At 61.4% G+C, this 22,568-nt stretch carries 18 protein-coding genes and 2 rRNA genes; 5 read left to right on the top strand and 15 right to left on the bottom strand.

Annotated elements, in window-relative coordinates; all coding sequences use genetic code 11:
- Positions 1 to 39: 39 nt before the first annotated feature.
- From ACEW7X_RS03400 to trpB, 3 genes are all read right to left on the bottom strand, one after another.
- Positions 40 to 1,170 carry a TIGR03364 family FAD-dependent oxidoreductase gene (locus ACEW7X_RS03400; protein WP_420177607.1) on the bottom strand — a complete coding sequence of 377 codons (1,131 nt, stop codon included), beginning with the start codon at positions 1,168 to 1,170 and terminating at the stop codon, positions 40 to 42.
- Positions 1,171 to 1,369: 199 nt separating this feature from the next.
- On the bottom strand, positions 1,370 to 1,954 hold the full coding sequence (locus ACEW7X_RS03395; RefSeq protein ID WP_253103218.1) for a GNAT family N-acetyltransferase: 585 nt from the start codon (positions 1,952 to 1,954) through the stop codon (positions 1,370 to 1,372).
- Positions 1,955 to 1,963: 9 nt separating this feature from the next.
- Positions 1,964 to 3,175, bottom strand: coding sequence for a tryptophan synthase subunit beta (gene trpB / locus ACEW7X_RS03390; RefSeq protein WP_068375121.1), 1,212 nt, complete (start codon positions 3,173 to 3,175; stop codon positions 1,964 to 1,966).
- Positions 3,176 to 3,640: 465 nt separating this feature from the next.
- Between trpB and ssuD the strand changes: the two genes are divergently transcribed.
- Positions 3,641 to 4,798 (top strand): FMNH2-dependent alkanesulfonate monooxygenase, encoded by a 1,158-nt coding sequence (gene ssuD, locus ACEW7X_RS03385; protein ID WP_127773238.1) that lies wholly within the window; start codon positions 3,641 to 3,643, stop codon positions 4,796 to 4,798.
- On the top strand, positions 4,795 to 5,655 hold the full coding sequence (locus ACEW7X_RS03380; RefSeq protein ID WP_420177606.1) for an amidohydrolase family protein: 861 nt from the start codon (positions 4,795 to 4,797) through the stop codon (positions 5,653 to 5,655). The genes ssuD and ACEW7X_RS03380 overlap by 4 nt, the downstream gene beginning before the upstream one ends.
- A gap of 65 nt (positions 5,656 to 5,720) precedes the next feature.
- On the opposite strand, the gene ACEW7X_RS03375 is transcribed toward ACEW7X_RS03380, so the two are convergent.
- The 9 genes from ACEW7X_RS03375 to ACEW7X_RS03335 all read right to left on the bottom strand — a co-directional run bounded on the left by ACEW7X_RS03375 (position 5,721) and on the right by ACEW7X_RS03335 (position 15,251).
- The gene (locus ACEW7X_RS03375; RefSeq protein WP_242611477.1) at positions 5,721 to 6,536 is read right to left on the bottom strand and encodes a MetQ/NlpA family ABC transporter substrate-binding protein; all 816 of its coding nucleotides are present in this window, start codon (positions 6,534 to 6,536) and stop codon (positions 5,721 to 5,723) included.
- A 20-nt stretch (positions 6,537 to 6,556) separates the two neighbouring features.
- A complete protein-coding gene (locus tag ACEW7X_RS03370; protein ID WP_130487324.1) occupies positions 6,557 to 7,552 on the bottom strand; it encodes a MetQ/NlpA family ABC transporter substrate-binding protein in 996 nt (331 codons plus the stop codon).
- Positions 7,549 to 8,964, bottom strand: coding sequence for an LLM class flavin-dependent oxidoreductase (locus ACEW7X_RS03365; RefSeq protein WP_130487325.1), 1,416 nt, complete (start codon positions 8,962 to 8,964; stop codon positions 7,549 to 7,551). The genes ACEW7X_RS03370 and ACEW7X_RS03365 overlap by 4 nt, the downstream gene beginning before the upstream one ends.
- An 8-nt stretch (positions 8,965 to 8,972) precedes the next feature.
- Positions 8,973 to 9,785 (bottom strand): MetQ/NlpA family ABC transporter substrate-binding protein, encoded by an 813-nt coding sequence (locus ACEW7X_RS03360; RefSeq protein ID WP_127775531.1) that lies wholly within the window; start codon positions 9,783 to 9,785, stop codon positions 8,973 to 8,975.
- An 18-nt stretch (positions 9,786 to 9,803) separates the two neighbouring features.
- The gene (locus ACEW7X_RS03355) at positions 9,804 to 11,066 is read right to left on the bottom strand and encodes an SfnB family sulfur acquisition oxidoreductase (protein ID WP_083969763.1); all 1,263 of its coding nucleotides are present in this window, start codon (positions 11,064 to 11,066) and stop codon (positions 9,804 to 9,806) included.
- 144 nt (positions 11,067 to 11,210) lie between these two features.
- The gene (locus tag ACEW7X_RS03350; RefSeq protein ID WP_127773232.1) at positions 11,211 to 12,485 is read right to left on the bottom strand and encodes an SfnB family sulfur acquisition oxidoreductase; all 1,275 of its coding nucleotides are present in this window, start codon (positions 12,483 to 12,485) and stop codon (positions 11,211 to 11,213) included.
- 37 nt (positions 12,486 to 12,522) lie between these two features.
- Positions 12,523 to 13,185, bottom strand: coding sequence for a methionine ABC transporter permease (locus ACEW7X_RS03345; protein ID WP_068375064.1), 663 nt, complete (start codon positions 13,183 to 13,185; stop codon positions 12,523 to 12,525).
- A complete protein-coding gene (locus tag ACEW7X_RS03340; RefSeq protein ID WP_083969764.1) occupies positions 13,157 to 14,359 on the bottom strand; it encodes a methionine ABC transporter ATP-binding protein in 1,203 nt (400 codons plus the stop codon). The genes ACEW7X_RS03345 and ACEW7X_RS03340 overlap by 29 nt, the downstream gene beginning before the upstream one ends.
- A 79-nt stretch (positions 14,360 to 14,438) precedes the next feature.
- Positions 14,439 to 15,251 (bottom strand): MetQ/NlpA family ABC transporter substrate-binding protein, encoded by an 813-nt coding sequence (locus ACEW7X_RS03335; protein ID WP_068375067.1) that lies wholly within the window; start codon positions 15,249 to 15,251, stop codon positions 14,439 to 14,441.
- A 542-nt stretch (positions 15,252 to 15,793) separates the two neighbouring features.
- Between ACEW7X_RS03335 and ACEW7X_RS03330 the strand changes: the two genes are divergently transcribed.
- The 3 genes from ACEW7X_RS03330 (at position 15,794) to ACEW7X_RS03320 (ending at position 18,824) form a co-directional block, all read left to right on the top strand.
- A complete protein-coding gene (locus ACEW7X_RS03330) occupies positions 15,794 to 16,747 on the top strand; it encodes an acetaldehyde dehydrogenase (acetylating) (protein ID WP_420177905.1) in 954 nt (317 codons plus the stop codon).
- Positions 16,748 to 16,761: 14 nt separating this feature from the next.
- The gene (gene dmpG / locus ACEW7X_RS03325; protein WP_420177605.1) at positions 16,762 to 17,787 is read left to right on the top strand and encodes a 4-hydroxy-2-oxovalerate aldolase; all 1,026 of its coding nucleotides are present in this window, start codon (positions 16,762 to 16,764) and stop codon (positions 17,785 to 17,787) included.
- A 269-nt stretch (positions 17,788 to 18,056) separates the two neighbouring features.
- Positions 18,057 to 18,824 carry an IclR family transcriptional regulator gene (locus ACEW7X_RS03320; protein ID WP_068375072.1) on the top strand — a complete coding sequence of 256 codons (768 nt, stop codon included), beginning with the start codon at positions 18,057 to 18,059 and terminating at the stop codon, positions 18,822 to 18,824.
- Between the two features lie 194 nt (positions 18,825 to 19,018).
- Here the strand turns inward: ACEW7X_RS03320 and ACEW7X_RS03315 are convergent, their stop codons facing one another.
- The 3 genes from ACEW7X_RS03315 to ACEW7X_RS03305 all read right to left on the bottom strand — a co-directional run bounded on the left by ACEW7X_RS03315 (position 19,019) and on the right by ACEW7X_RS03305 (position 22,542).
- Positions 19,019 to 19,204: a transposase gene (locus tag ACEW7X_RS03315; protein ID WP_372726478.1), complete on the bottom strand. Its 186-nt coding sequence runs from the start codon at positions 19,202 to 19,204 to the stop codon at positions 19,019 to 19,021.
- 143 nt (positions 19,205 to 19,347) lie between these two features.
- Positions 19,348 to 19,460, bottom strand: a 5S ribosomal RNA gene (gene rrf, locus ACEW7X_RS03310).
- Between the two features lie 199 nt (positions 19,461 to 19,659).
- Positions 19,660 to 22,542, bottom strand: a 23S ribosomal RNA gene (locus ACEW7X_RS03305).
- Between the last annotated feature and the right edge of the window lie 26 nt (positions 22,543 to 22,568).

Genomic DNA, 22,568 nt, shown 5'->3' with positions numbered 1-22,568 from the left:
ATCTTCCGCCTTCATTGCAACTGCCCGCGCCAGGCCCGATCAGGCCAATGCCAGCGCCAGCAGTTCCTCTGCAAAAGCGAAACCAGTCGATGCGCCGGTGCCGCCAGTCACTATCCCAAGGGCCACACCCGGCGCCGGGCTGGACTTGAACACCACATCGTCTGCCGACGCATACGTGCCGGTCCAGCGCTCCAGCACCTGCAGGCCCGGCATGGGCAGGACCCGCTGCAGCTCCTGCAGAATCAGTTCATCCGTCGCGGCATGGGCGAACGGCGCTTCCGCGCCGTCATACACATGGCTGTCCCCCACCACCAGCGACCCGTCGGCCGATTGCACTGCGATCAGATGCACCCCCTGGCGCAGATGTTCGGGCCGCTCCTGCAACAGGCGGGCATGCAGGGCCTGCGCCTGTGGCAAAGCCGCATAGCCCTCGTAACGCACCAGGCTCAGGTCCGACATGACAGGCGCAGGCAGCGCCAGAGGCTGCACCGGCTTCACACGCAGCATCTGCAAGGTGCACAGTCGCGCCTTCGCCCTGGCCGTTTCCTCGGGGAACAGACTGTTCAGATCATGGCCGGGGCACACAATGCAGTATCGGGCGCGCAAGCGCCCCCGGCTGGTGTCTATGACAGGCAGGTCGATACCCTGCACCGCAGTATTCCAGTAGAACACCACGCCCATGTCTTCCTGCAACCAGCGCGCCAGCAAGGGAATGGCCTCGCGTGACTCGACCCGGCATTCATGCGGGCTGTACAACGCGCCCACGCCCTGGCCCAGGAAAGGATAGCGCTGCGCCGTACCGGCAGCTGTCAGCAATTCGCAGGCCTGCCCCATTTCCGTCGTTGCAAAAGCCTCAAGTACAGCCATGGCCTCCGGCCGCTGCGCCAACACGCACAGGCCATGCTGCAGAACCGCGATACCGGCACGTGGCGCCACTTCACCCCAGACTTCGCGGGTGCGAAGTGCCCGACGCCAGTGCTCGCCCGCACGCTGGCCCGTCACCGTCACAAACCCGAAATTGCGTACCGAAGCGCCGACGCTGCGCGCCTGGCGTTCCACCACCGCAACCCGCAAGCCCTGGCAGCGGGCGGCGTAGGCTGCCGCCAGGCCGACAATGCCGGCACCGACGACGACCAGGTCAAAACCAGTATCCTGCGTGGCGTCACCCATGCACACCCCCATTCAGGTGCTGGTAGCCGCAACGACGCCGCTGATATGCAAAACTGCCCACGAGAAACTCCTTAAGTACCGGTGTATTGCCGGTCTGTTGCCGCTATATCCAGGCGGCACTCTATGGCGTTTTCATGTCAGTTTCTTGACCGGCAACAAAACCGCAACGCAGCGGCGTGGGCGCCGCTGCCCGCACCGGTTAATGCAGCGCCCGCGCAGCAGACGCCTGGACGCTGCGTTCATCCACACCGCGCTCGTCGAGCTGCAGGCGCATGAACAGCAGATCCAGCCAGCGTCCGAACTTGAAGCCCGCCTCGCGCACCAATCCAGACTCCTCAAAGCCCAATTGCCTGTGCAGGGCAATGGAAGGCGTATTGGACGCATCTATGGCCGCCACCATCACATGGCGCCCCTGGACGCGCGCGGCATCCACCAGCGCCGCCAGCATGCGCCGGCCCAGCCCCATGCCACGGCAATCGCCTCGCACGTAGACGGAATGCTCAACCGTATGGCGATAGCCGTCAAAGTTGCGCCAGGGACCGAAACTGCCATACGCCAGCACCGCGCCATCGCCATCCACGGCTACCAGCACCGGAAAACCGTCGCGCCTGCGAGCGGCGATCCATTCCGCACGATTCCCTGCATCGACCTCGACATCGTTCCAGATGGCCGTCGAATGACGCACCGCGTCGTTGTAAATCGAGGCGATGCCCGGCGCATCGGCAGGCACGGCATCGCGCAGGACAACAGGCCCCGCCGACGCATTGCTTGATTCTTCAATCATGGTCAAGCCTCAAAGGTCCAGCAGCTTGGCGACATAATCGGCATCCTTGTCACCCCGGCCCGACAAGTTCACCAGAATGTGCTGGTCAGGCCGCAATTGCGGCGCCTGACGGATGGCCCAGGCCACGGCGTGAGCGCTCTCCAGCGCTGGGATGATGCCTTCGACACGCGACAGCCGCATGAAGGCATCCAGCGTTTCCTTGTCGCTGGCAGTTTCATAGCGCACCCGCCCCTGCTCCTTCAGGTAGCTGTGCTGGGGGCCGACGCCGGGGTAATCCAGCCCGGAAGCAATCGAATGCACCGCTGCCGGATTGCCCGCCTCATCTTCCAACACATAGCAGGCCATGCCATGCAGCTGGCCCGGCTTGCCCTTGCTCAGGGTGGCCGAATGGCGGCCCGGTTTGTCCAGGCCTTCGCCCGAAGGCTCCACGCCGACCAGCGCCACCTCCGCATCCCCCAGGAAAGCCGTGAACATGCCGATGGCGTTGGAACCGCCACCGACGCAAGCAGCGACATAATCCGGCAGGCGGCCATGGCGTGCCTGGAACTGGCCACGCGCCTCGCGGCCGATGATGGACTGGAAGTCACGCACCATTTTGGGGAAGGGATGCGGGCCGACTACCGAGCCAATCGCATAGAAAAAGGCCTGCGGGTCCTTGAGATATTCCTCAAATGCGCTGTCGACCGCTTCCTTCAGCGTGGCCGCGCCACGCGTCACCGGCACCAGCGTACATCCGAGGATGCGCATCTTGATGACATTGGGATGCTCTTTTTCAATGTCCACCTGCCCCATGTGGATTTCGCAGGGGATGCCCACCAGGGCGCAGGCCGTCGCCAGCGCCACGCCATGCTGGCCCGCGCCGGTTTCGGCAATGACCTTTTTCTTGCCCATGAAACGCGCCAGCAGCGCTTCGCCCAGGCAGTGATTGATCTTGTGGGCGCCGGTATGGTTGAGGTCTTCGCGCTTGAGATGGATCTGCGCGCCGCCCAGCTGCTGCGACAGGCGGCGTGCATGGAAAATCGGGCTGGGCCGGCCGACGTAGTCAGCGAAAAGATCAGCCAGCTCCTGCTGGAAGTCCTCGCGCTGGCGGATGGTTTCGTAGGCCTGGTCGATGTCATCCATGACCTGCTTCAAGGCGGGAGGCACGATCTGGCCGCCGAAGGGACCGAAGAAGCCCTGGGCATCGGGCATGGGAGCAAACGAAGGATTCGAGGAATTCATGACGGGTAGGCGTAGCGACGAGGACGAAAAGAGGAAACCTGGAATGGCAACGGAAAACAGACAGGAAACCGGCGGCATAGAGACAGCCTGCAGACGGCGTTCGTGGCACCGCGGCAGCGTGAGCAGGAATAAAACCGGCATGTCGCCGGCCGACGGAGATTATATGTTTTGCCTCCCGCCCCCGGGCAAGCCGCTGCCAGCCGTCCACCAGGCCTTGCGTGCCGTCGTTTTCTCAAGCACCCAATAAACTAATGCCATAAATTTCGTTGGCCCATGCCCGGCCGGGTTCTTTAATGAGGTTCTGCGGCAGCACTTTCCCGGCAGCTTTACGCCATCGCACCTGGCTCATGAGCCGCCGCATGGCGCCACGGCGCCATGCCATGGCACGACGAACCATACGACCATGGGCCTGACGGCCAGGATGCTGCCTCGCATCCCCTGCACCCCGTCACAGGAAACCACCGTATGAGTGCCAATTTCGAGGTTCCACCAGAAATTTTCTGGTTTCTCCCGACGTCGGGCGACACCCGCTACCTGGGCAAGTCGGATTTCGGGCGCGCGCCCACTGTCGAATACCTGCGCAGCATCGCCACCACCAGCGAGAACCTGGGCTATGACGGGCTGCTGATTCCTACCGGCAGTTCCTGCCTGGACCCCTGGGTAGTCGCCGCCAGCCTCGTGCCCGTCACGCAGCGCATCAAACTGCTGGTGGCGCTGCGCACCTCGCTGGGCGCGCCGGTCTCCAACGCGCGCCAGGCCGCCACGCTTGACCAGGCCCTGCACGGACGTCTGCTGCTCAATGTCGTACCGGGCGGCGACGCCACCGAACTGGCCGCCGACGGGGTGTTTCTCGACCACGATGCCCGCTACGATTATGCGGCGGAATTCCTGACTATCTGGCGCCGCCTGTTGTCGGGCGAAAGCGTCGACTTCGAAGGCAAATATTTCACCGTCAAACAAGGCCGGAATTATTTTCCGCCGGTGCAGCAACCCTACCCGCCGCTGTACTTCGGCGGTTCATCCGACGCCGCGCACGAACTGGCGGCCAGCCAGCTGGACGCCTATCTCACCTGGGGTGAACCGCCAGAAGCTGTGGCGGAGAAATTCGCCGACATCCGCCGCCGCGCCGCACGCCACGGCCGCAAGCTCAAGCTGGGCGTGCGCCTGCACGTCATCGTGCGCGAAACCAATGACGAGGCCTGGGCCGAGGCCGATCGCCTCATCAGCAAATTGACTGACGAAGATATCGCGCTGGCCCAGCAGAACTACGCTCGCATGGACTCAGTCGGCCAGGCCCGCATGGCGGCCCTGCATGGCGGGCGCCGCGACCGCCTGGAAGTCGCTCCCAATCTTTGGGCCGGCGTCGGCCTGGTGCGCGGCGGCGCGGGCACCGCACTGGTCGGCGATGCCGCCACCGTGGCGGAACGGCTCAAGGAATATGCCGACCTGGGCGCCGATACCTTCGTCCTGTCGGGCTATCCGCATCTGGAGGAGTCCATCCGCTTCGCCGAACTGGTGTTTCCGCTGCTGGGCAAGCGCCCGGTCACCCTCATCGACCAGGCCCAGACCGGCGGCGCCTTCGACATCCGCGCCACCCGTGCGCTCAAGGAATCCGCATCATGAGCCGCAAAATCATCGACATGCGCTGTCGTCCGGCATTCCTGCACGATTTTTTCGGTGCCACCCCCGAATCGCCAGAACACGCCACGGCACGTTGGCTGAACCGGCGCGTCGGTACGCGCGGCAGCGACACCCATTTCGAAAAATCGCTGACCCAGGACGGCTTCCTGCAGGAAGTCCGTGATGCCGGCCTGAGCAAGGCCGTCGTCGTGGGCCGCCACACACCCAGCCAGCATCTGCCCAACGACACGATCCACCAGATCGTGCACGGCCACGATGAACTGCTGGGCATTGCCGGTGTCGACCCGGTTCTGCAGGGCGAACAGGCCGCGCTGGCGGAAATCGAGCGCGCCATCAAGACACTGGGCCTGTCCGGCATCGACCTGGAGCCCGGCTTTGGTGAACCGGCACGGCACCCCGACGATCCGGTCTATTGGCCTGTCTATGAACTCGCGCGCAGCCTGGGCGTGCCAGTGTTCCTGATGAGCGGACCGACCACGCCAGACCCGCGTTTCAACGACCCGGCCGGACTGGCCCGCGTGGCTCAGGCGTTCCCGGACCTGCCGCTGGTGGTCTATCACGGCTACTGGCCGAACGTGCAGCAAGCTATCGGCCTGGCGTTCCGCCACGAGAACGTCCACCTGGTGCCGGATATGTATCTGTTCCAGCCCGGCAGCGAGCACTATGTGCAGGCGGCCAACAGTTTCCTGGCCGACCAGCTGTTGTTCGGGTCGTCCTATACATTCCGGCCCATCCGCCAGAGTGTGGAAGATTTCCTGCAGCTGGGTTTCCGCGAGGATGCCCTGGACCGGCTGCTGTATGGCAATGCGGCACGGCTGTTCCAGCTCGCCGACCGCTGACAAAACGCCCCGGCGCCTGCTGCATCGCAGGGACCGGGGCGCTGGCCTGATGATATTGACCTGCCTTAGCGCGGCGGCTTCTCCAGCCAGGGCAAGGTGTAGAGTTTTTCATCCTTGCCCAGCGACTCATGGATCTGCGCGCGTACCACCGGTGAATCCTGATAGATACGGATCACCTGTTGCAGGCGCGGGTCTGCCGGTTCGCCATCACGGACCACGAAATGGATTGCATATTTTTCATCCTCCGCCCCGGAGTACGCCAGGCCGCTTGAAGCGACATCGCTGCGTCCTGCCGCCACGAAAAACAAGGGCGCGCCCACCGCGAGGTCTACGTCATCCAGCGCACGCGCCAGTTGCGGGCCTGGAATTTCCACGAATTTCAGCTTGCGCGGATTCTCGGTAATGTCATACACGGTGCTGAAAGAATCCTCAGGATTTTTCAGCTTGATCAGCCCCAGTTTCTGCAGGAACAGCAACTGGCGCCCCTGATTCGTGACGTCATCGTAGACCGACACCGTTGCGCCATCCGGCACCGCGTCCAGCGAACGAATCGACTTGGAAAACACGCCGACGTTCATCAGGAAACCGACATCCGCCACCTTAAAGCGATAGCCTCGCACCTTGACGGCGTTTTCCAGGAACGGCAGATGCTGGAAATAGTTGGCGTCCAGGTCTCCCGACGCCAGGGCTTCGTTGGGGGTGGTCCAGTCGCTGAACTCGATGACCTCCACATCGAGCCCTTGCTTCCTGGCCTCTGCCGCCGTCGCCTCCAGCGATGGCGCGGTCACAGCCGACACCCCGATTTTCAAGGGAGCCGCCTGCGCGGCCACGGCCAGAGTCAGGCCGGCGGCCCCGAGCGCCAGCCACAGTTTCTTCTTCACATGTTGAATCATTTCGGTCTCTATTTCACTTCGGCGACCGGCTGTGCCGGCGACGCGGCCAGCCAGGTCAGGCTGTAGAACTTTTCTTCCCCAGCATAGGAGTCATGCACGCGCTGCCGGACCGCAGCGGAAGACTGGTAGATGCTGACGAACTGGCGGACGCGGGGGTCGTTGGCGTTATCGGCCCGCGTCACGAACTGGATGCCCCAGAACGTGTCCGTACCCGTGCTGTAGAACAGCCCCTGGTGCGCGACTTCGTTCTGCCCTGCCTGCACCAGGCTGCCGGGCGTGACAACGACCAGATCGGCATCATCAAGCGCGCGGGGCAGTTGCGGACCGGCCAGCTCGATGAAACTCAGCTTCTTGGGGTTTTCGGCGATATCGTCCAGTTGCGCCAACCGGGGAGCATCCGGCCGCAAGCGGATCAGTCCGGCTTCCTGCAAGGTTTCCAGCGCCCGGGTCTGGTTGGATGTGTCGTTGGCCAGCGCAACCCGCGCGCCTTGCGGCAAGGATGCCAGCGTGGTGTAACGCCGTGAGAACAGGCCGATATTGCCTCGTACTCCTGGCCCCACGCTGCGCAGGTCCTGACGATTTTCCCGGTTGAATGTATCCAGGAACGCCTGGTGCTGGTAATAGTTCAGATCCAGGTCGCCATTGACCAGGGCTGTATTGGGCAAGGTCCAATCGGTGAACTCGACAATCTGCACCTCCAGCCCGGCCGCCCTGGCCTCATCTGCGGCAATCTGCGCTGAATCCGCCAGCGCCCCCGGCGTCACCCCGACTTTCAGCGTTTGGGCACCGGCCGCGCCCAGGCACAATGCCAGCAGCCCGAACGTCCGGCATGCATGCAGGCCCAGCCACCGCAAGCGCCGTCCGTTTTTCCCCTGCGTGAAGAACGCCGGCCCGAGGGCCGGCGCTTCTCCGCCGCCATACGGGGGCGCCTGCGGCGCCGTATGGAGAATGCCTCGCTTGACCTCGGCCTTCAGGCCGAGGCTTGTGCTTTGGCCCGTGGTCATGATTGCACCTCCACCGGTATTTCCGCAGCAGGCGCCGGCTGCATACCGGCGCGCACACGCCAGCGTGCGGCCGGGTGACTCTCGGGCAGGCGATCCCCCTGGCCGAACAGCTTCTGGCGGAAGCTGCCCGGTTCGTAGGCCGTGCGGTAGCGCCCGCGGTTCTGCAACTCAGGCACGACGATATTGGCAAAGTCCTCCCAGGTTTCCGGCACCACGATGCGTGTCAGGTTGAAACCGTCTATCTCCCCTTCGTCTATCCAGCGTTCCAGCTCATCCGCCACCTGCGCCGCATCCCCCACGATCGTGTTGTAGCGACTGCCCAGCCGGAACTGTTCCAGCAGCTGGCGGCGCGTGGTCCAGCCCTGTTGCTGCGCCGCCTGGGCCGCGGACTGGATGGCATTGCTTTTGCCGTACTGGATGGGTTCGTCCAGGTCATAGCGTGAGAAATCAATACCGGTGCTGGCGGAAAAATGCGCCAGCCCGCCCTCTGCGCTGGCATGGCTCAGGTAATCCGCATACTTCTCCCGGGCTTCGGCCTCGGTCCGCCCCGCCACGACCGCGACGCCAGCATAGATCTTGAGCGCAGCCGGGTCCCGCCCCGCGTCTGCCGCCGCCTGACGCAGGCGCCGCGACGTTTCACGGGCGGCGGCCGGCGTGGCTGCACCGATGAAGATACCTTCGGCATGCTGACCGGCAAAACTGCGCCCGCGAGCGGATGTTCCCGCCTGGAACAGCACTGGCGTGCGCTGCGGCGAAGGCGCGCTCATGTGAATGGCATTGGCACGATAGAACGGACCTTCGTGCTGAATGGCGTGCACTTTTTCCGGCAGTGCATGGATGCGCCGCGCGCGGTCCGCGATCACGGCGCCGTCCTCCCAGCTGCCTTCCCAGAGCTTGTAGGCCAGCGTCAGGAAATCCTCGGCCCGGTCATAACGCACATCATGCTCGGCCAGCCCGTCCTGGCCCAGCCCGCGAGCACCGCTATCCACATAGCCGGTCACGATATTCCAGCCGATGCGGCCGTTGCTGAGCTGGTCCAGCGTGGAAACGTCGCGTGCGAAGGTATAGGGGTTGAGCGCCCCCACCGTCGCCGTCACACCGAAGCCGATATGCTCGGTTACCGCCGCCATGGCGGACACCAGCAACCAGGGGTTGTTTACCGGCAGTTGCACGGCCTCACGCAAGGTCAGATCGACATTGCCCTGGTAAACATCGTAGTACCCCACCACATCGGCAATGAACAGGCCGTCGAACAAACCGCGCTCCAGCGTCCTGGCAATATCCGTCCAGTATTTCAGCGTGTGGTATTCGGTGGACCGGTCACGTGGATGCGTCCACAGGCCATGATGAATATGCCCGACGCAGTTCATATTGAACGCGTTGACGTGGATCTGCTTTTTCTGTCCCGACATGGCGATCCTCACTTGTCCAGCCAGGCCAGGCGATAGAGCCTGGACTCGTTCTGGTAGAACTGCTCGATGGTCTGGCGCACGGCCGGCGAATTCTTGTAGACCTCAAGAAAAGCGGCAATGCGCGGGTCTGCCGCGCGGTCCTGGCGGGCCACGAACTGGATGGCCCAGGAGTCATCCTCGTAACGCGTCAGTGCCAGCGCCTTGGTCGCGTCGAAAGCCTTGGACGCCAGAATGAAATAGGGAAAGCCTTGCGCCAGGTCCACGTCCTGCGTGGCGCGAGCCAATTGCGGCCCTTCCACTTCGACGAACTTCAGCTTCTTCGGGTTGGACTGGATATCTTCCAGCGTCCCCAGCAGGCCAGTGTCCGGGCGCAGTGTGATCAGGCCCGCATGTTGCAGCAGGCGCAAGCCGCGGCCGACATTGACCGCATCGCTGGCGATCGCTACCGTGGCGCCATCAGGAATGGCGTCCAGCGAATCGTGCTTGAGCGAATACAGCCCCAGGTAGGACAGGATGCCTGCCTGCACGCTGGTGAATCGGAACCCCTTGTCACGCATGGCGTTGGCCAGGTAGTTACTGTTCTGGTAGTAGTTCAGGTCGATATCGCCGGCATCTAGCGCGACATTGGGCGTGGCCCAATCGGTGAACTCGACTACCTGCACTTCCAGGCCCTGCTTGCGAGCCTCGGTGGCGGCAACCTCGACCGAATCCGCAAAAATGCCAGGCACCACGCCGATCTTGAGCGGTGCGGCGCTGGCGATGCCACCCAGCAGGCTGGCTGCGGCCAGCACCACCAATGTTTTCAGGAAAGTCTGCTTCATCATGGATTCCATGGGAAATCAAAGTGCGCCGTGACGCGGCGGACGCACGCCGTTGAGCGCGTAGTTGCCGATGGCGTGATACTTCCAGCGCACCGGGTCATGCAGGGTGTGTACGCGCGCATTGCGCCAGAAACGGTCCAGCCCAAGACCGTCCAGGGTGGCGCCGGTACCGGACAGCTCGAACAGCTTGTTGCCCGCCAACAGGCTGGCGCTGGTACTCAGCGCCTTGGCCTGCGCCACGGCGATGGATGCCTGCGCGACGCTCTCCTCGTCCGGCGCCTGCTGCGCAGCATCGACCAGCCGCGCAGCACGGGCGATCAGGGCATCTGCAGCGCGCAAGCGCAGGTGCACGTTGCCCAGCTGTTCCAGCAGCAGGGGATCGTCGCTGGCGCGTTCGACACCGGCATCTATCCAGGGGCGCGCATGTTCGCGCACGAAAGGCAGGGTCGCAGCCAGGGCACCATGGCCGATACCGGCATCAAGCGCGGCATGGATGATCTGCGCGAATGGCCCGATGGTCGTCGGCCTGTCGAAAGAGGTCTGGAACGGCACCACCCAGGCCGGATCGACACGCACACGCCGGAAGCGCACCGAGCCGCTGCCCGTCACGCGCTGGCCGAAACCATCCCAGTCATCGGTGATTTCCACCCCATCGGCTTCACGCGGCACGAACACCAGATACTGGCGTTCGCCATCGGGGTCCTGCGCACTCACCAGGGTCGGAATCCAGTGCGCGAAAATCGCCCCGGTGCAATAGAACTTGCTGCCCTCCACATACCAGCCATCGGGCTCACGCAATAAATGCGTGCGGCGCTTGAAATCCTTGTGACCGATCTCCGCCAGCGCATTGCCCAGGCGCTCGCCGCGCAGCACGCGATCATAGAAAAAAGCCTTCTGCTCTTCTGAACCGCCCACGCGCAACACTTCCAGCGAATAGAAATGGTTCTGCGGAATATGGCCGAAATTGCCATCTGCCGCCGCAATAGTGGCGACCACCTGCGCCAGCACACCGGCCGACACCTCGGCCCCGCCATAGGCCTTGGGAATCGTGATACCCCACAGGCCGCTCTGGCTGAACGCCTCGACTTCACGCCACGGCAGAATGCGATCACGGTCCCGGCGCACGGCCCCCACCGCCAGTTCGTCAGCCAGGCGACGTGCCACCTGCAAGGCTTCGTGTTCATCGCGGATCACTGCCGCCGGCTGCGCGGCGCGGGGCGCCAGCGGCAAGGCCGCCTCATCGTTCTCCAGCAACGCTGCCGCATCGTCATATCGTGTCATTGCCCTTCCTCCCTGCCAACCTGGCGCCTGCCGGCCCGGCCACCAGGGCCGGTCTGCCTGCACCGTCATTCAACGAGCCCTCGGCTCCGGATAAAACCGCCAGGCAAGGCCATGCATGGCGGCACTTGCGCGTGTCCTGCCGGATCAATTCCACTGGTGGCGGCCAGGCAGCGCACCATTGAGCAGATAGTTACCCAGCAGGTGATACTTCCAGCGCACCGGATCATGCAGCGTGTGGACCCGCGCATTGCGCCAGTGGCGGTCCAGGTTGTGCGCAGCGCGCGTGGACGACGAACCGGCCAGCGCGAACAATTGCTCGCTAGCGGCCAGTGCGGCTTCCGTCGTCAGTATCTTGGCTTCGGCAACGGCCACCGATGCCCTGGCGGACACGGCTTCATCCACCCTGCCAGCAGCCAGCTCATCCAGCGTTCTGGCGCTTTCCAGCAGGACGGCCTGGGCGGCATCCACATCAACCTGCAGCTGGCCGACCTCCTGGATCAAGTGCGGGTCCAGGTTGGCGCTGGCGACACCCGAGTCCACCCAGGGGCGGCTTTTTTCGCGCACGAACGCCAGGCCATCGGCCAGCGCGCCACGAGCGATGCCGGCATCTATGGCGGCCTGGATCAGTTGCGATACTGGCCCGGAAAGATTGGGAATTCCCGCATGGCGCCACACGGCCACCACATCGGCCTCATCGACCGCAACCGCATCGAAGACCACGCTGCCACTGGCGGTCGTCCGCTGCCCGAAAGAACTCCAATCATCAATGACCTGCACGCCCGGTGCATCGCGCCTGACCCACACTTGCACCGGCCGCTCGGCTTCGTCCACGGCGCGGAACGGAATCCAGTGGGCGAAGATCGCCCCTGTCGAATAAAAGCGCGTGCCGCTCACTCGCAAGCCTCCTTGCGCATCGCGGTGCAGCCGCGCCGTCGCCTGGTACAAATGCCCGGCTTTGGCCTTGCGCTCAGGACCGGCATTGCCGAAACGATGGCCCTCGAGCACGGCACGAAACCAGCGCGCTTGCTGCGCCGGCGTACCGGTGTCCTTGAGGTTCTGGATCAACGCGAAATGGTTCTGGGGAATCTGACCCAATGAAGGATCGGCGGCGCAGATGGTCTCGAACACCCGGGCCAGCGTTTCATAGGAAGCGCCAAGGCCGCCATGCTCCCTGGGCACCGTGATGGCGCCCAGGCCACTCGCGGTGTAGCGTTCGATTTCATCCCAGGGCAGACGGCGTTCGCGGTCGCGCTGGGCCGCCGACTGGCGGAACTCTTCGGCCAGGGCGGAAGCAATTTCCAGCGCTTCCGCCTCGCTGGCGATCCGATGCGGCACACGGGGCGGCAACGGCAGCCGGCCGGCCTCGGCGGTGGGTTGGGTATGAGGCAGGCTTTCCTGGCCCGTGGCGTTCTTGCTCATCAGTGCTTCTTCCCTTGTCTGCATTGAAAACAGCCGATCAACGGCTGCGCAACCAACGCACATAGGCGTCTCCCCCGGCCTGCACCACCGACACCAGAGCGATCAACACCGCAATCACGATCAACATGACCTGCGTGTCGAAGCGCTGGTATCCGTAGCGAATCGCCAGGTCCCCCAGGCCGCCGGCGCCCACGGCGCCAGCCATGGCGGACGAACTGATCAGTGCCACCAAAGTGATGGTGAATCCCCCGACGATGCCAGGCAGGGCTTCCGGCAGATAGACGTGCCGCACGATGCTCCACTTCTTGCAGCCCATGGCCTGGGCGGCTTCGATCAGCCCCGGGTCGACTTCACGCAGGCTGACTTCGGCAATCCGCGCAAAGAACGGCGTCGCACTGATAGCCAGCGGCACAATGGCGGCCCAGACACCGATGGTGGTTCCCGCCACCAGACGGGTAAAGGGAATCAGGGCAACCAGCAGCACGATGAAAGGCGTGGCGCGAAAACCGTTGACCACGCTGCCGATGATGCGGTTGACGCGTGGCGACTCCAGGAAGCCGCCGGGCGCGGTGACAATCAGCAGGATCGCCAGCGGAATGCCTGCGGCGAAGGCGATGACACCGGACACCCCGACCATCATCAAGGTGTCGGATAGGGCCTGCCAGTAGCGATCAGCGGGAATGGACAGCGTCAGCGACATAACCGATTACCTCTATGTGATGCGCGATAGCCTCCGGGCCTCGCGTTAGTCGATTGAAATCCGGCAGCAGGGTTTTGCCATCGAGCGCCAGCAACAGGCGCCCGTGCGCATGCCCCTGGATGCGATCCACGCCGCCATGGATCAGGCGCTGGTCGCCCGGCAGAGCCTGGGCGATACGCTGGAAATCCGGCTCCAGGCCGCTTTCGCCGCTATAGCCCAGCGCCAGGATCTGCTCGTAGCGGCCACTGGCCGGCGGGCGCTGCAACAGCCGCGCCTGCAAGTCTTCGGGCAAGCCATGCTGCAGTGGGGCCAGCAACGCGCGCGTGGCCGCGTGCTGCGGCGCGCCGAAGACTTTCCAGACCTCGCCCTGCTCGACAATGCGCCCTTGCTCCAGCACCAGGACTTGGTCGGCAATTTCCCGGATCACGCTCATTTCGTGCGTGATCAGGATGACGGTAATGCCCAGTCGGCGATTGATATCCCGCAGCAGGGCCAGGATCGAATGCGTGGTTTCGGGGTCCAGCGCCGAAGTAGCTTCATCGCACAGCAGGATCTCGGGATGGGTGGCAAGCGCCCGTGCAATGCCCACGCGCTGCTTCTGCCCGCCCGACAGACGGCCCGGGTAGGTATCCTGCTTGTCCTGCAGCCCTACCAGAGCCAGCAGTTCGTTCACGCGTTGCGTGATTTTCTGGCGCGGCACGCCTGCGACGGTCAGCGGCAGCGCCACGTTGTCGAACACCGTTTTGGCGGACAGCAGGTTGAAATGCTGGAAGATCATGCCGATCCGGCGGCGCAACCGTACCAGTTCGCTCTCGTTGAGCTGGCCGATATCCACGCCATCGACCAGCACCTGGCCGCTGGTCGGTTGCTCCAGGCGGTTGATGGTACGCAGGAGGCTGGACTTGCCCGCGCCGCTGCGGCCAATGATGCCGAAAACACTGCCTGCAGGGATATCCAGGTTGATATCTTCCAGCGCCGGCACCTCACCCGCCGATGAGCGGTAGATCTTGCCCACCTGCCGGAAGGATACCGACCCGGCGCCGGCCGTGGCCGTCAGCGCCTGTTCGGCATCCCCTTCTACCTGCTCCTGCACGGCGTCTTCACCGATCGCGTAGCCGCCATCGAAAACGTCACCTTGTACGAGACTGCGCCGCAAGGCGGTCGTAAGTGTCATGATTCTCTCCTTCGTCCGCGCTGCCTGCGGGCAACGCATAAAGATCCGTATTGGCGTCCCATGCTGTGCAGCAGACCCCTTACTTGCGCACCCAGGCAAGGGTGTAGAGCCGATCATCGTCATTGAACGACTGGCGCGTCACTGCCTTGACCTCGGGCGACTGCTGGTAGATGTCGATGAACTTGCGGATGACGGGGTCTTTTTCGCGGCCTTCCTTGACGACGAACTGGATCGCAAATTGCGCGTCTTCAATGCCCGAGTAGGCCAGCCCGCTGGAGGGGTCGAAGGCCTTGGCCGCAACGATGAAATGGGGATAGCCCTGGGCGATGTCCACATCCCCGGTGATGCGCACCAGTTGCGGCCCTTCGACTTCGACAAAGCTCAGAGTCCTGGGGTTTTCAACGATATCGTCCAGCGTGCCCAGGTAACCGACCTCGGGCTTCAGCTTGATCAGCCCGACCTTCTGCAACAGCAGCAGGCCTCGGCCCTGGTTCACCGGATCGTTGGCGATGCCGACCTTGCCGTTCTGCGGCACGTCATCGACGCTCTTGTGCTTGAGCGAATACAGCCCGACATTGGCCAGAATGCCGGTATCGGCGCTCACCAGCTTGAAACCCTGCTTGGCATTGGCGTTATTCAGGAATGGCTGGTGCTGGAAATAATTGATGTCGATATCGCCGTTATTCACTGCGACATTCGGCGTCGTCCAATCAGTGAATTCAATCACCTCGACTTCAATACCCTGTTTCCTGGCTTCCTGGGCAGCGGCATTGATGGAATCAGCATAGGCGCCCGGCACCACGCCGATACGCAATTTATCTGCTGCGAACGAAGGCGTCACCGCCAGCGCAATGGCGCTGGCCAGCAGGAACCGCTTGATATTGCTCAACATAGTGCGACCTTTTCTAAGGGATTCATTCATTGCCGTCGCTGGCAGCCTGCCAGGCAGCTTTCTATTCGATCGGGTGACGGCGCCCCGCTATGTGCAATTCCGCCATCCAAAATTGAATTGAACCCGCAATGGCCCTGGTCGCACCACTACTCTTTTTTTATTTCCTTATATGACCCCGCTGCGCGGCCGGCATTTAATCAATAACCAATATCTATATGCTCATGACGATTCCCTGAAATTGAAATAGCCAATGGAAATTAGCACCCATTGATTTATGCATTAAGAAAAATGCAATTCCGCCCGCCATCGTGACGCCATGATGGCATCCTGCCTACCACCGCCATGCCCTGGCACGCTCACCTGTTCCAGGCCAGCTATAAATCTCAATATATGAGAACAAATCTTATATGTTGAAAATTAAGGTCAAGCACGTTAATCTTTCCGGGAACCTCGCGTCCTCGACGACGAGGTCAGAGGCAGCGGCCGTCATCCGGGCAGCCGCGGAACATACAAGAAGGCCGGGCATGCAGCGCGGCCTGGTGATGGAGACTGACGTGGCAGAGAAAAAACTCAAGGCCGCGATCATCGGTTCCGGCAATATCGGCACGGACCTGATGATCAAGATACTGCGGCACGGCAAAAACCTGGAAATGGGCGCAATGGTCGGCATCGACCCTGCCTCCGACGGCCTGGCGCGTGCTGCGCGCCTCGGTGTCGCAACGACGCACGAAGGCGTCGAAGGGCTGATCAAGCTGCCGGTTTTCGCTGATATCGACTTCGTTTTCGACGCCACCAGCGCTGGTGCACACGTCAAGAACGACAAGCGCCTGCGCGAAGCCAAGCCGGGCATCCGTGTCATCGACCTGACGCCTGCTGCCATTGGCCCGTATTGCGTGCCTGTCGTGAACCTGAGCGAGCACATCAACGAAGCCAACGTGAACATGGTCACCTGCGGCGGCCAGGCAACCATCCCCATGGTTGCTGCCGTATCCCGCGTGGCCAAAGTGCATTATGCGGAAATCGTGGCCTCCATCGCCAGCAAATCGGCCGGCCCCGGCACGCGAGCCAACATCGACGAATTCACTGAGACCACCTCGCGCGCCATCGAACAGGTGGGCTGCGCAGCCAAGGGCAAGGCCATCATCGTTCTGAACCCGGCCGAGCCGCCGCTCATCATGCGCGACACGGTCTATGTGCTGAGCGAAGCCGCCGACCAGGCCAAGGTGGAGCAATCCATTGAAGAAATGGCCGCTGCCGTCCATGCCTACGTGCCGGGCTATCGCCTCAAGCAGAAAGTGCAGTTCGACGTCATTCCGCCGGAAGCGCCCCTGAACATCCCCGGCCTGGGCAAATTCAGCGGCCTGAAAACCTCGGTATTCCTGGAGGTCGAAGGCGCGGCGCACTATCTGCCCGCCTACGCCGGCAACCTGGACATCATGACCTCCGCCGCGCTGGCCACTGCCGAAAGCATGGCCGAGTCGATCATCAACGCCTGAGGGGGAGACTTATCATGCCCTTCAATCCCGGCAAGAAACTCTATATTTCCGACGTCACGCTGCGTGATGGCAGCCACGCCATCCGCCACCAGTACTCCATTCAGAACGTCAAGGACATTGCCCGCGCACTGGACAAGGCCAAAGTCGATTCCATCGAAGTGGCCCACGGTGACGGCCTGCAAGGCTCCAGCTTCAACTACGGCTTCGGCGCGCATACCGATCTGGAATGGATCGAAGCCGTCGCCGGCGAACTGAGCCACTCGAAGATCGCCACGCTGCTGCTGCCCGGCATCGGTACCATCCATGACCTGGAAAACGCCCACAAGGCCGGCGCAAGCATCGTCCGCGTCGCCACCCACTGCACGGAAGCCGACGTTTCCAAGCAGCACATCGAACGCGCCCGCGAACTGGGCATGGACACGGTCGGCTTCCTGATGATGAGCCACATGACCACGCCGGAAAACCTGGCGATCGAAGCCAAGAAGATGGAAAGCTACGGCGCCACCACCATCTATGTGGTGGATTCCGGCGGCGCACTGGGCATGCAGGATGTGCGTGACCGCTTCCGCGCGCTGAAAGCCGTGCTCAAGCCCGAAACCACCACCGGCATGCACGCCCACCACAACCTGTCGCTGGGTGTCGCCAACTCCATCGTCGCCGTGGAAGAAGGCTGCGATCGCATCGACGCCAGCCTGGCAGGCATGGGCGCAGGTGCCGGTAATGCGCCGCTGGAAGTCTTCATCGCCGCCGCCGAACGCCTGGGCTGGAACCACGGCACCGACCTCTACACGCTGATGGATGCCGCCGACGACATCGTGCGCCCCCTGCAGGATCGTCCGGTGCGTGTGGACCGTGAAACCCTGGCGCTGGGCTACGCTGGCGTGTACTCCAGCTTCCTGCGCCATGCGGAAGTGGCTGCCAAGAAATACGGCATCAGCACGGTCGATATCCTGGTCGAGCTGGGCAAGCGTCGCATGGTCGGCGGCCAGGAAGACATGATCGTCGATGTAGCGCTGGATCTGCTGAAAAAATCGGCCTGATACCAAATACCAAGCTCTTACCGGCAGCCCGGAGCGGTGTGTTGCACCGGCACGGGCTGCCAATAAGCAAAAGCCGGCGCAGGAATGCGCCGGCTTTTGCTTTGGCCTTTGCTTTGGCTTGGGCTATTTCACCCACCGACTGGCAAGCCTGCCGAAATCAGCCCAGGGGCCGGATCAGCGCACGCCGGTCTTCCCGGCTCCGTACGGCCCTTTATCCTTGCCAGACTCCCTGCGCCAACGCCCTGCCCACGGGTAGAATAGCCTCCATTATGTCAACGACCGATCCTGCTCCTCGTGCCCTGGCCAGCCAGACCTTGTTTCGCGGCCTGGACATCATAGATGCCGTCGCCGATGGCTGCATTACCGTGCAGGCGATTGCCGCCCGTACCGGTGTCAGCTTCAGCACCACGCACCGGCTGGCCTCCGCCTTGGTACAGGCACGCTATCTGCATTTCGAACCTCGCCGGGGCTACCGCCTGGGCAACCGTTTGCTGGAGCTGGGCTTTGCCGCATACCGGGAGTCCACGCTCACCAGTTGCGCCCGGCCACATCTTGAGCGACTGGCCGAAGAAACCCAGGATACCGTGCATCTGGCGTCGCTGGATGGCAACGGCATCATCTATCTGGACAAGATTGGCGGCCAGCGCCCGGTACAGGTCAACACCCGCATCGGCGGGCGCAAACCGATCTGCGGCACTGGTGTCGGCAAATCACTGATCCTCGACGAAACCCCTGAGCAATGGCTGCAACGCTACGAGCATGATGCCAGCCGGGGCGACATCCAGATTCCTCGCGATGCGTGGATGGAAATGATGGCGCGCTATGCCCAGGGCGGCTACAGCATGGATCTCGAAGAAAATGCTGCTGGCATACGCTGCGTGGCAGCGCCCGTGCGCGACATCAGTAACCGCATCATCGCCGCAATCAGCGTGACCGGCACGGCCCCCTATACCGACGAAGCACGCATGCGTGCGCTAATTCCGGTTGTGCAACTGGCGGCACGCCAGATCAGCGAAGCGCTGGGCAGCCACGTCTGAGCCAAATGGCGGCGCCTGGGCAGGCAAACCCTGTTCCTGTCCTGTTCCAGTGATCCCAAGGTACGTTCCTACGGTTTTTACCGTCATCTGGGCTGGGTGCATGACGGCGGCACCGATGAAGCCGGGGATCACATTCTGGTGCTGAAGCCCGCAGGCTGAGGCAGGCTGGCGCCCCGATGACGTGGGCGCTGCATTCAGGCTGTCTTTATGTACTCCCCGACCCAACGTCGTAGCAGATTGGCGTTCAATCCGTGGGCCAACGCGATCGAGGCAATCGACACATGCGACTGCAGACACTGTATCGCCAAGTCACTTTTGTATTCCGCCGTGTACCGCCGACGGCGTCTCGGGCCAGCCCCGATCTGTTCCGCAGAGTGCATACTGCTCCGCCGGCACAAGGTGGGTTCGCCGGACGGCTACTCTGGAGACACACGCCACCCGATGTTCGCTGCGATGGAGAATTCCGGTTCCCCAAAGACAAAACCCCTCTCTGCGTGTGCAGAGAGGGGTTCTGAGGATAAGAGCTTGACGATGACCTACTTTCACAGACGTCCGTCCACTATCATCGGCGCGAAGGCGTTTCACTGTCCTGTTCGGGATGGGAAGGAGTGGTACCACCTTGCTATGGTCGTCAAGCGTAACTGTTTGGCTGGGATGGGATTTAGCCATCCTGGCCCAATTCGGAAGAAACACACGGTGCGAGAGTATAACTCATCGCACACTTGAGGTTGTAATTTATTTCGTTGGCCTGGCTGCTGACGGAGCAGCCAGGTTTTGAGTTTTGAACGGCACTTGTCATACAGACGTTAGCAGGTTTATTAACCGCCATCGTTATAGGATCAAGCCGCACGGGCAATTAGTACTGGTTAGCTTAATGCATTACTGCACTTCCACACCCAGCCTATCAACGTCCTGGTCTCGAACGACCCTTCAGGGGGGTCAAGCCCCCGGGATACCTTATCTTCAGACGAGTTTCCCGCTTAGATGCTTTCAGCGGTTATCTCTTCCGTACTTAGCTACCCGGCAATGCCATTGGCATGACAACCGGTACACCAGAGGTACGTCCACTCCGGTCCTCTCGTACTAGGAGCAGGCTCCGTCAAGTATCCAACGCCCACGGCAGATAGGGACCAAACTGTCTCACGACGTTTTAAACCCAGCTCACGTACCACTTTAAATGGCGAACAGCCATACCCTTGGGACCGGCTACAGCCCCAGGATGTGATGAGCCGACATCGAGGTGCCAAACACCGCCGTCGATATGAACTCTTGGGCGGTATCAGCCTGTTATCCCCAGAGTACCTTTTATCCGTTGAGCGATGGCCCTTCCATTCAGAACCACCGGATCACTATGTCCTGCTTTCGCACCTGCTCGACTTGTCAGTCTCGCAGTTAAGCACGCTTATGCCATTGCACTATCAAGACGATTTCCGACCGTCTCTAGCGTACCTTCGAACTCCTCCGTTACACTTTGGGAGGAGACCGCCCCAGTCAAACTGCCCACCATGCACTGTCCCCGACCCGGATAACGGGCCAAGGTTAGAACCGCAAACAAACCAGGGTGGTATTTCAAGGTTGGCTCCGGCGAATCTGGCGACTCGCTTTCAACGCCTCCCACCTATCCTACACAGATTTGTTCACAGTCCAATGCAAAGCTACAGTAAAGGTTCATGGGGTCTTTCCGTCTAGCCGCGGGTAGATTGCATCATCACAACCACTTCAACTTCGCTGAGTCTCGGGATGAGACAGTGTGGCCATCGTTACGCCATTCGTGCAGGTCGGAACTTACCCGACAAGGAATTTCGCTACCTTAGGACCGTTATAGTTACGGCCGCCGTTTACCGGGGCTTCGATCAAGAGCTTGCACCCCATCACTTAACCTTCCGGCACCGGGCAGGCGTCACACCCTATACGTCCACTTTCGTGTTTGCAGAGTGCTGTGTTTTTAATAAACAGTCGCAGCCACCGATTCTCTGAGACCCCTTCACGCTTTGCACGCAGGTGCATCACGCTACAAGGGCATACCTTCTCCCGAAGTTACGGTATCAATTTGCCGAGTTCCTTATCCCGAGTTCTCTCAAGCGCCTTGGAATATTCATCCCGTCCACCTGTGTCGGTTTGCGGTACGGTCTCGTATAGCTGAAGCTTAGAGGCTTTTCTTGGAACCACTTCCAATCACTTCGTGAAACAAGTTTCACTCGATCCACACCCTTGAATTACGCGCCCGGATTTGCCTAAGCGCCTTCTTCGATGCAGAAACAGGGACTTCCAACACCCTGATGACCTTCCGCGATCCGTCCCCCCATCGCACTATACGACGGTACTGGAATATTAACCAGTTTCCCATCAGCTACGCATCTCTGCCTCGCCTTAGGGGCCGACTCACCCTGCGCCGATGAACGTTGCGCAGGAAACCTTGGACTTACGGCGAGGGGGCTTTTCACCCCCTTTATCGCTACTCATGTCAGCATTCGCACTTCTGATACCTCCAGCAGCCTTTACAAGCCACCTTCGCAGGCTTACAGAACGCTCTCCTACCGCGTATATCTAAGATATACACCCGCAGCTTCGGTTTATTGCTTAGCCCCGTTACATCTTCCGCGCAGGACGACTCGATCAGTGAGCTATTACGCTTTCTTTAAAGGGTGGCTGCTTCTAAGCCAACCTCCTGACTGTCTATGCCTTCCCACTTCGTTTCCCACTTAGCAATAATTCGGGACCTTAGCTGGCGGTCTGGGTTGTTTCCCTCTTGAGTCCGGACGTTAGCACCCGGTGCTCTGTCTCCCGCGCTGTACTTGCCGGTATTCGGAGTTTGCCATGGTTTGGTAAGTCGCCATGACCCCCTAGCCATAACAGTGCTCTACCCCCGGCAGTAATACGCGAGGCACTACCTAAATAGTTTTCGGAGAGAACCAGCTATTTCCAAGTTTGTTTAGCCTTTCACCCCTATCCACAGCTCATCCCCTAATTTTTCAACATTAGTGGGTTCGGTCCTCCAGTACCTGTTACGGTACCTTCAACCTGGCCATGGATAGATCACTTGGTTTCGGGTCTACACCCAGCGACTGAACGCCCTATTCGGACTCGCTTTCGCTACGCCTCCCCTATTCGGTTAAGCTTGCCACTGAATGTAAGTCGCTGACCCATTATACAAAAGGTACGCAGTCACCCCACAAGGAGGCTCCTACTGTTTGTATGCACACGGTTTCAGGATCTATTTCACTCCCCTTCCGGGGTTCTTTTCGCCTTTCCCTCACGGTACTGGTTCACTATCGGTCGATTACGAGTATTTAGCCTTGGAGGATGGTCCCCCCATCTTCAGACAGGATTTCACGTGTCCCGCCCTACTTGTCGTACGCTTAGTTCCACAGTATTGATTTCGTGTACAGGGCTATCACCTGCTACGGCTGGAGTTTCCAATCCATTCCACTATCATTACCGCTAAATCGTACAGGCTCTTCCGATTTCGCTCGCCGCTACTTTCGGAATCTCGGTTGATTTCTTTTCCTCGAGCTACTGAGATGTTTCAGTTCACCCGGTTCGCTTCTCTGCACCTATGTATTCAGTGCAGGATACTCCTTGCGGAGTGGGTTTCCCCATTCGGACATCTACGGATCAATGCTTGTTTGCCAGCTCCCCGTAGCTTTTCGCAGGCTACCACGTCCTTCATCGCCTGTAATCGCCAAGGCATCCACCATGTGCACTTAGTCGCTTGATCCTATAACCATGTCGGCTATAGGCTAT

The organism is Kerstersia gyiorum (assembly GCF_048595715.1).
Taxonomy (GTDB): Bacteria; Pseudomonadota; Gammaproteobacteria; order Burkholderiales; family Burkholderiaceae_B; genus Kerstersia; species Kerstersia gyiorum.
The sequence above is the reverse complement of the archived record's forward strand: the minus strand, read 5'-3'. Positions and strand labels throughout refer to the sequence as shown.

Excerpts from the sequence above, each read along its gene's own strand:
- ACEW7X_RS03365 (WP_130487325.1), bottom strand. The coding sequence starts at position 8,964 with ATGTCGGGACAGAAAAAGCAGATCCACGTCAACGCGTTCAATATGAAC.
- ACEW7X_RS03315 (WP_372726478.1), bottom strand. The coding sequence starts at position 19,204 with ATGCACTCTGCGGAACAGATCGGGGCTGGCCCGAGACGCCGTCGGCGG.
- ACEW7X_RS03340 (WP_083969764.1), bottom strand. The coding sequence starts at position 14,359 with ATGACACTTACGACCGCCTTGCGGCGCAGTCTCGTACAAGGTGACGTT.
- dmpG (WP_420177605.1), top strand. The coding sequence starts at position 16,762 with ATGCCCTTCAATCCCGGCAAGAAACTCTATATTTCCGACGTCACGCTG.
- ACEW7X_RS03370 (WP_130487324.1), bottom strand. The coding sequence starts at position 7,552 with ATGACCACGGGCCAAAGCACAAGCCTCGGCCTGAAGGCCGAGGTCAAG.
- ACEW7X_RS03360 (WP_127775531.1), bottom strand. The coding sequence starts at position 9,785 with ATGAAGCAGACTTTCCTGAAAACATTGGTGGTGCTGGCCGCAGCCAGC.
- trpB (WP_068375121.1), bottom strand. The coding sequence starts at position 3,175 with ATGAATTCCTCGAATCCTTCGTTTGCTCCCATGCCCGATGCCCAGGGC.
- ACEW7X_RS03350 (WP_127773232.1), bottom strand. The coding sequence starts at position 12,485 with ATGAGCAAGAACGCCACGGGCCAGGAAAGCCTGCCTCATACCCAACCC.
- ACEW7X_RS03380 (WP_420177606.1), top strand. The coding sequence starts at position 4,795 with ATGAGCCGCAAAATCATCGACATGCGCTGTCGTCCGGCATTCCTGCAC.
- ACEW7X_RS03345 (WP_068375064.1), bottom strand. The coding sequence starts at position 13,185 with ATGTCGCTGACGCTGTCCATTCCCGCTGATCGCTACTGGCAGGCCCTA.
- ACEW7X_RS03400 (WP_420177607.1), bottom strand. The coding sequence starts at position 1,170 with ATGGGTGACGCCACGCAGGATACTGGTTTTGACCTGGTCGTCGTCGGT.
- ACEW7X_RS03320 (WP_068375072.1), top strand. The coding sequence starts at position 18,057 with ATGTCAACGACCGATCCTGCTCCTCGTGCCCTGGCCAGCCAGACCTTG.
- ssuD (WP_127773238.1), top strand. The coding sequence starts at position 3,641 with ATGAGTGCCAATTTCGAGGTTCCACCAGAAATTTTCTGGTTTCTCCCG.
- ACEW7X_RS03330 (WP_420177905.1), top strand. The coding sequence starts at position 15,794 with ATGGAGACTGACGTGGCAGAGAAAAAACTCAAGGCCGCGATCATCGGT.
- ACEW7X_RS03395 (WP_253103218.1), bottom strand. The coding sequence starts at position 1,954 with ATGATTGAAGAATCAAGCAATGCGTCGGCGGGGCCTGTTGTCCTGCGC.
- ACEW7X_RS03355 (WP_083969763.1), bottom strand. The coding sequence starts at position 11,066 with ATGACACGATATGACGATGCGGCAGCGTTGCTGGAGAACGATGAGGCG.
- ACEW7X_RS03335 (WP_068375067.1), bottom strand. The coding sequence starts at position 15,251 with ATGTTGAGCAATATCAAGCGGTTCCTGCTGGCCAGCGCCATTGCGCTG.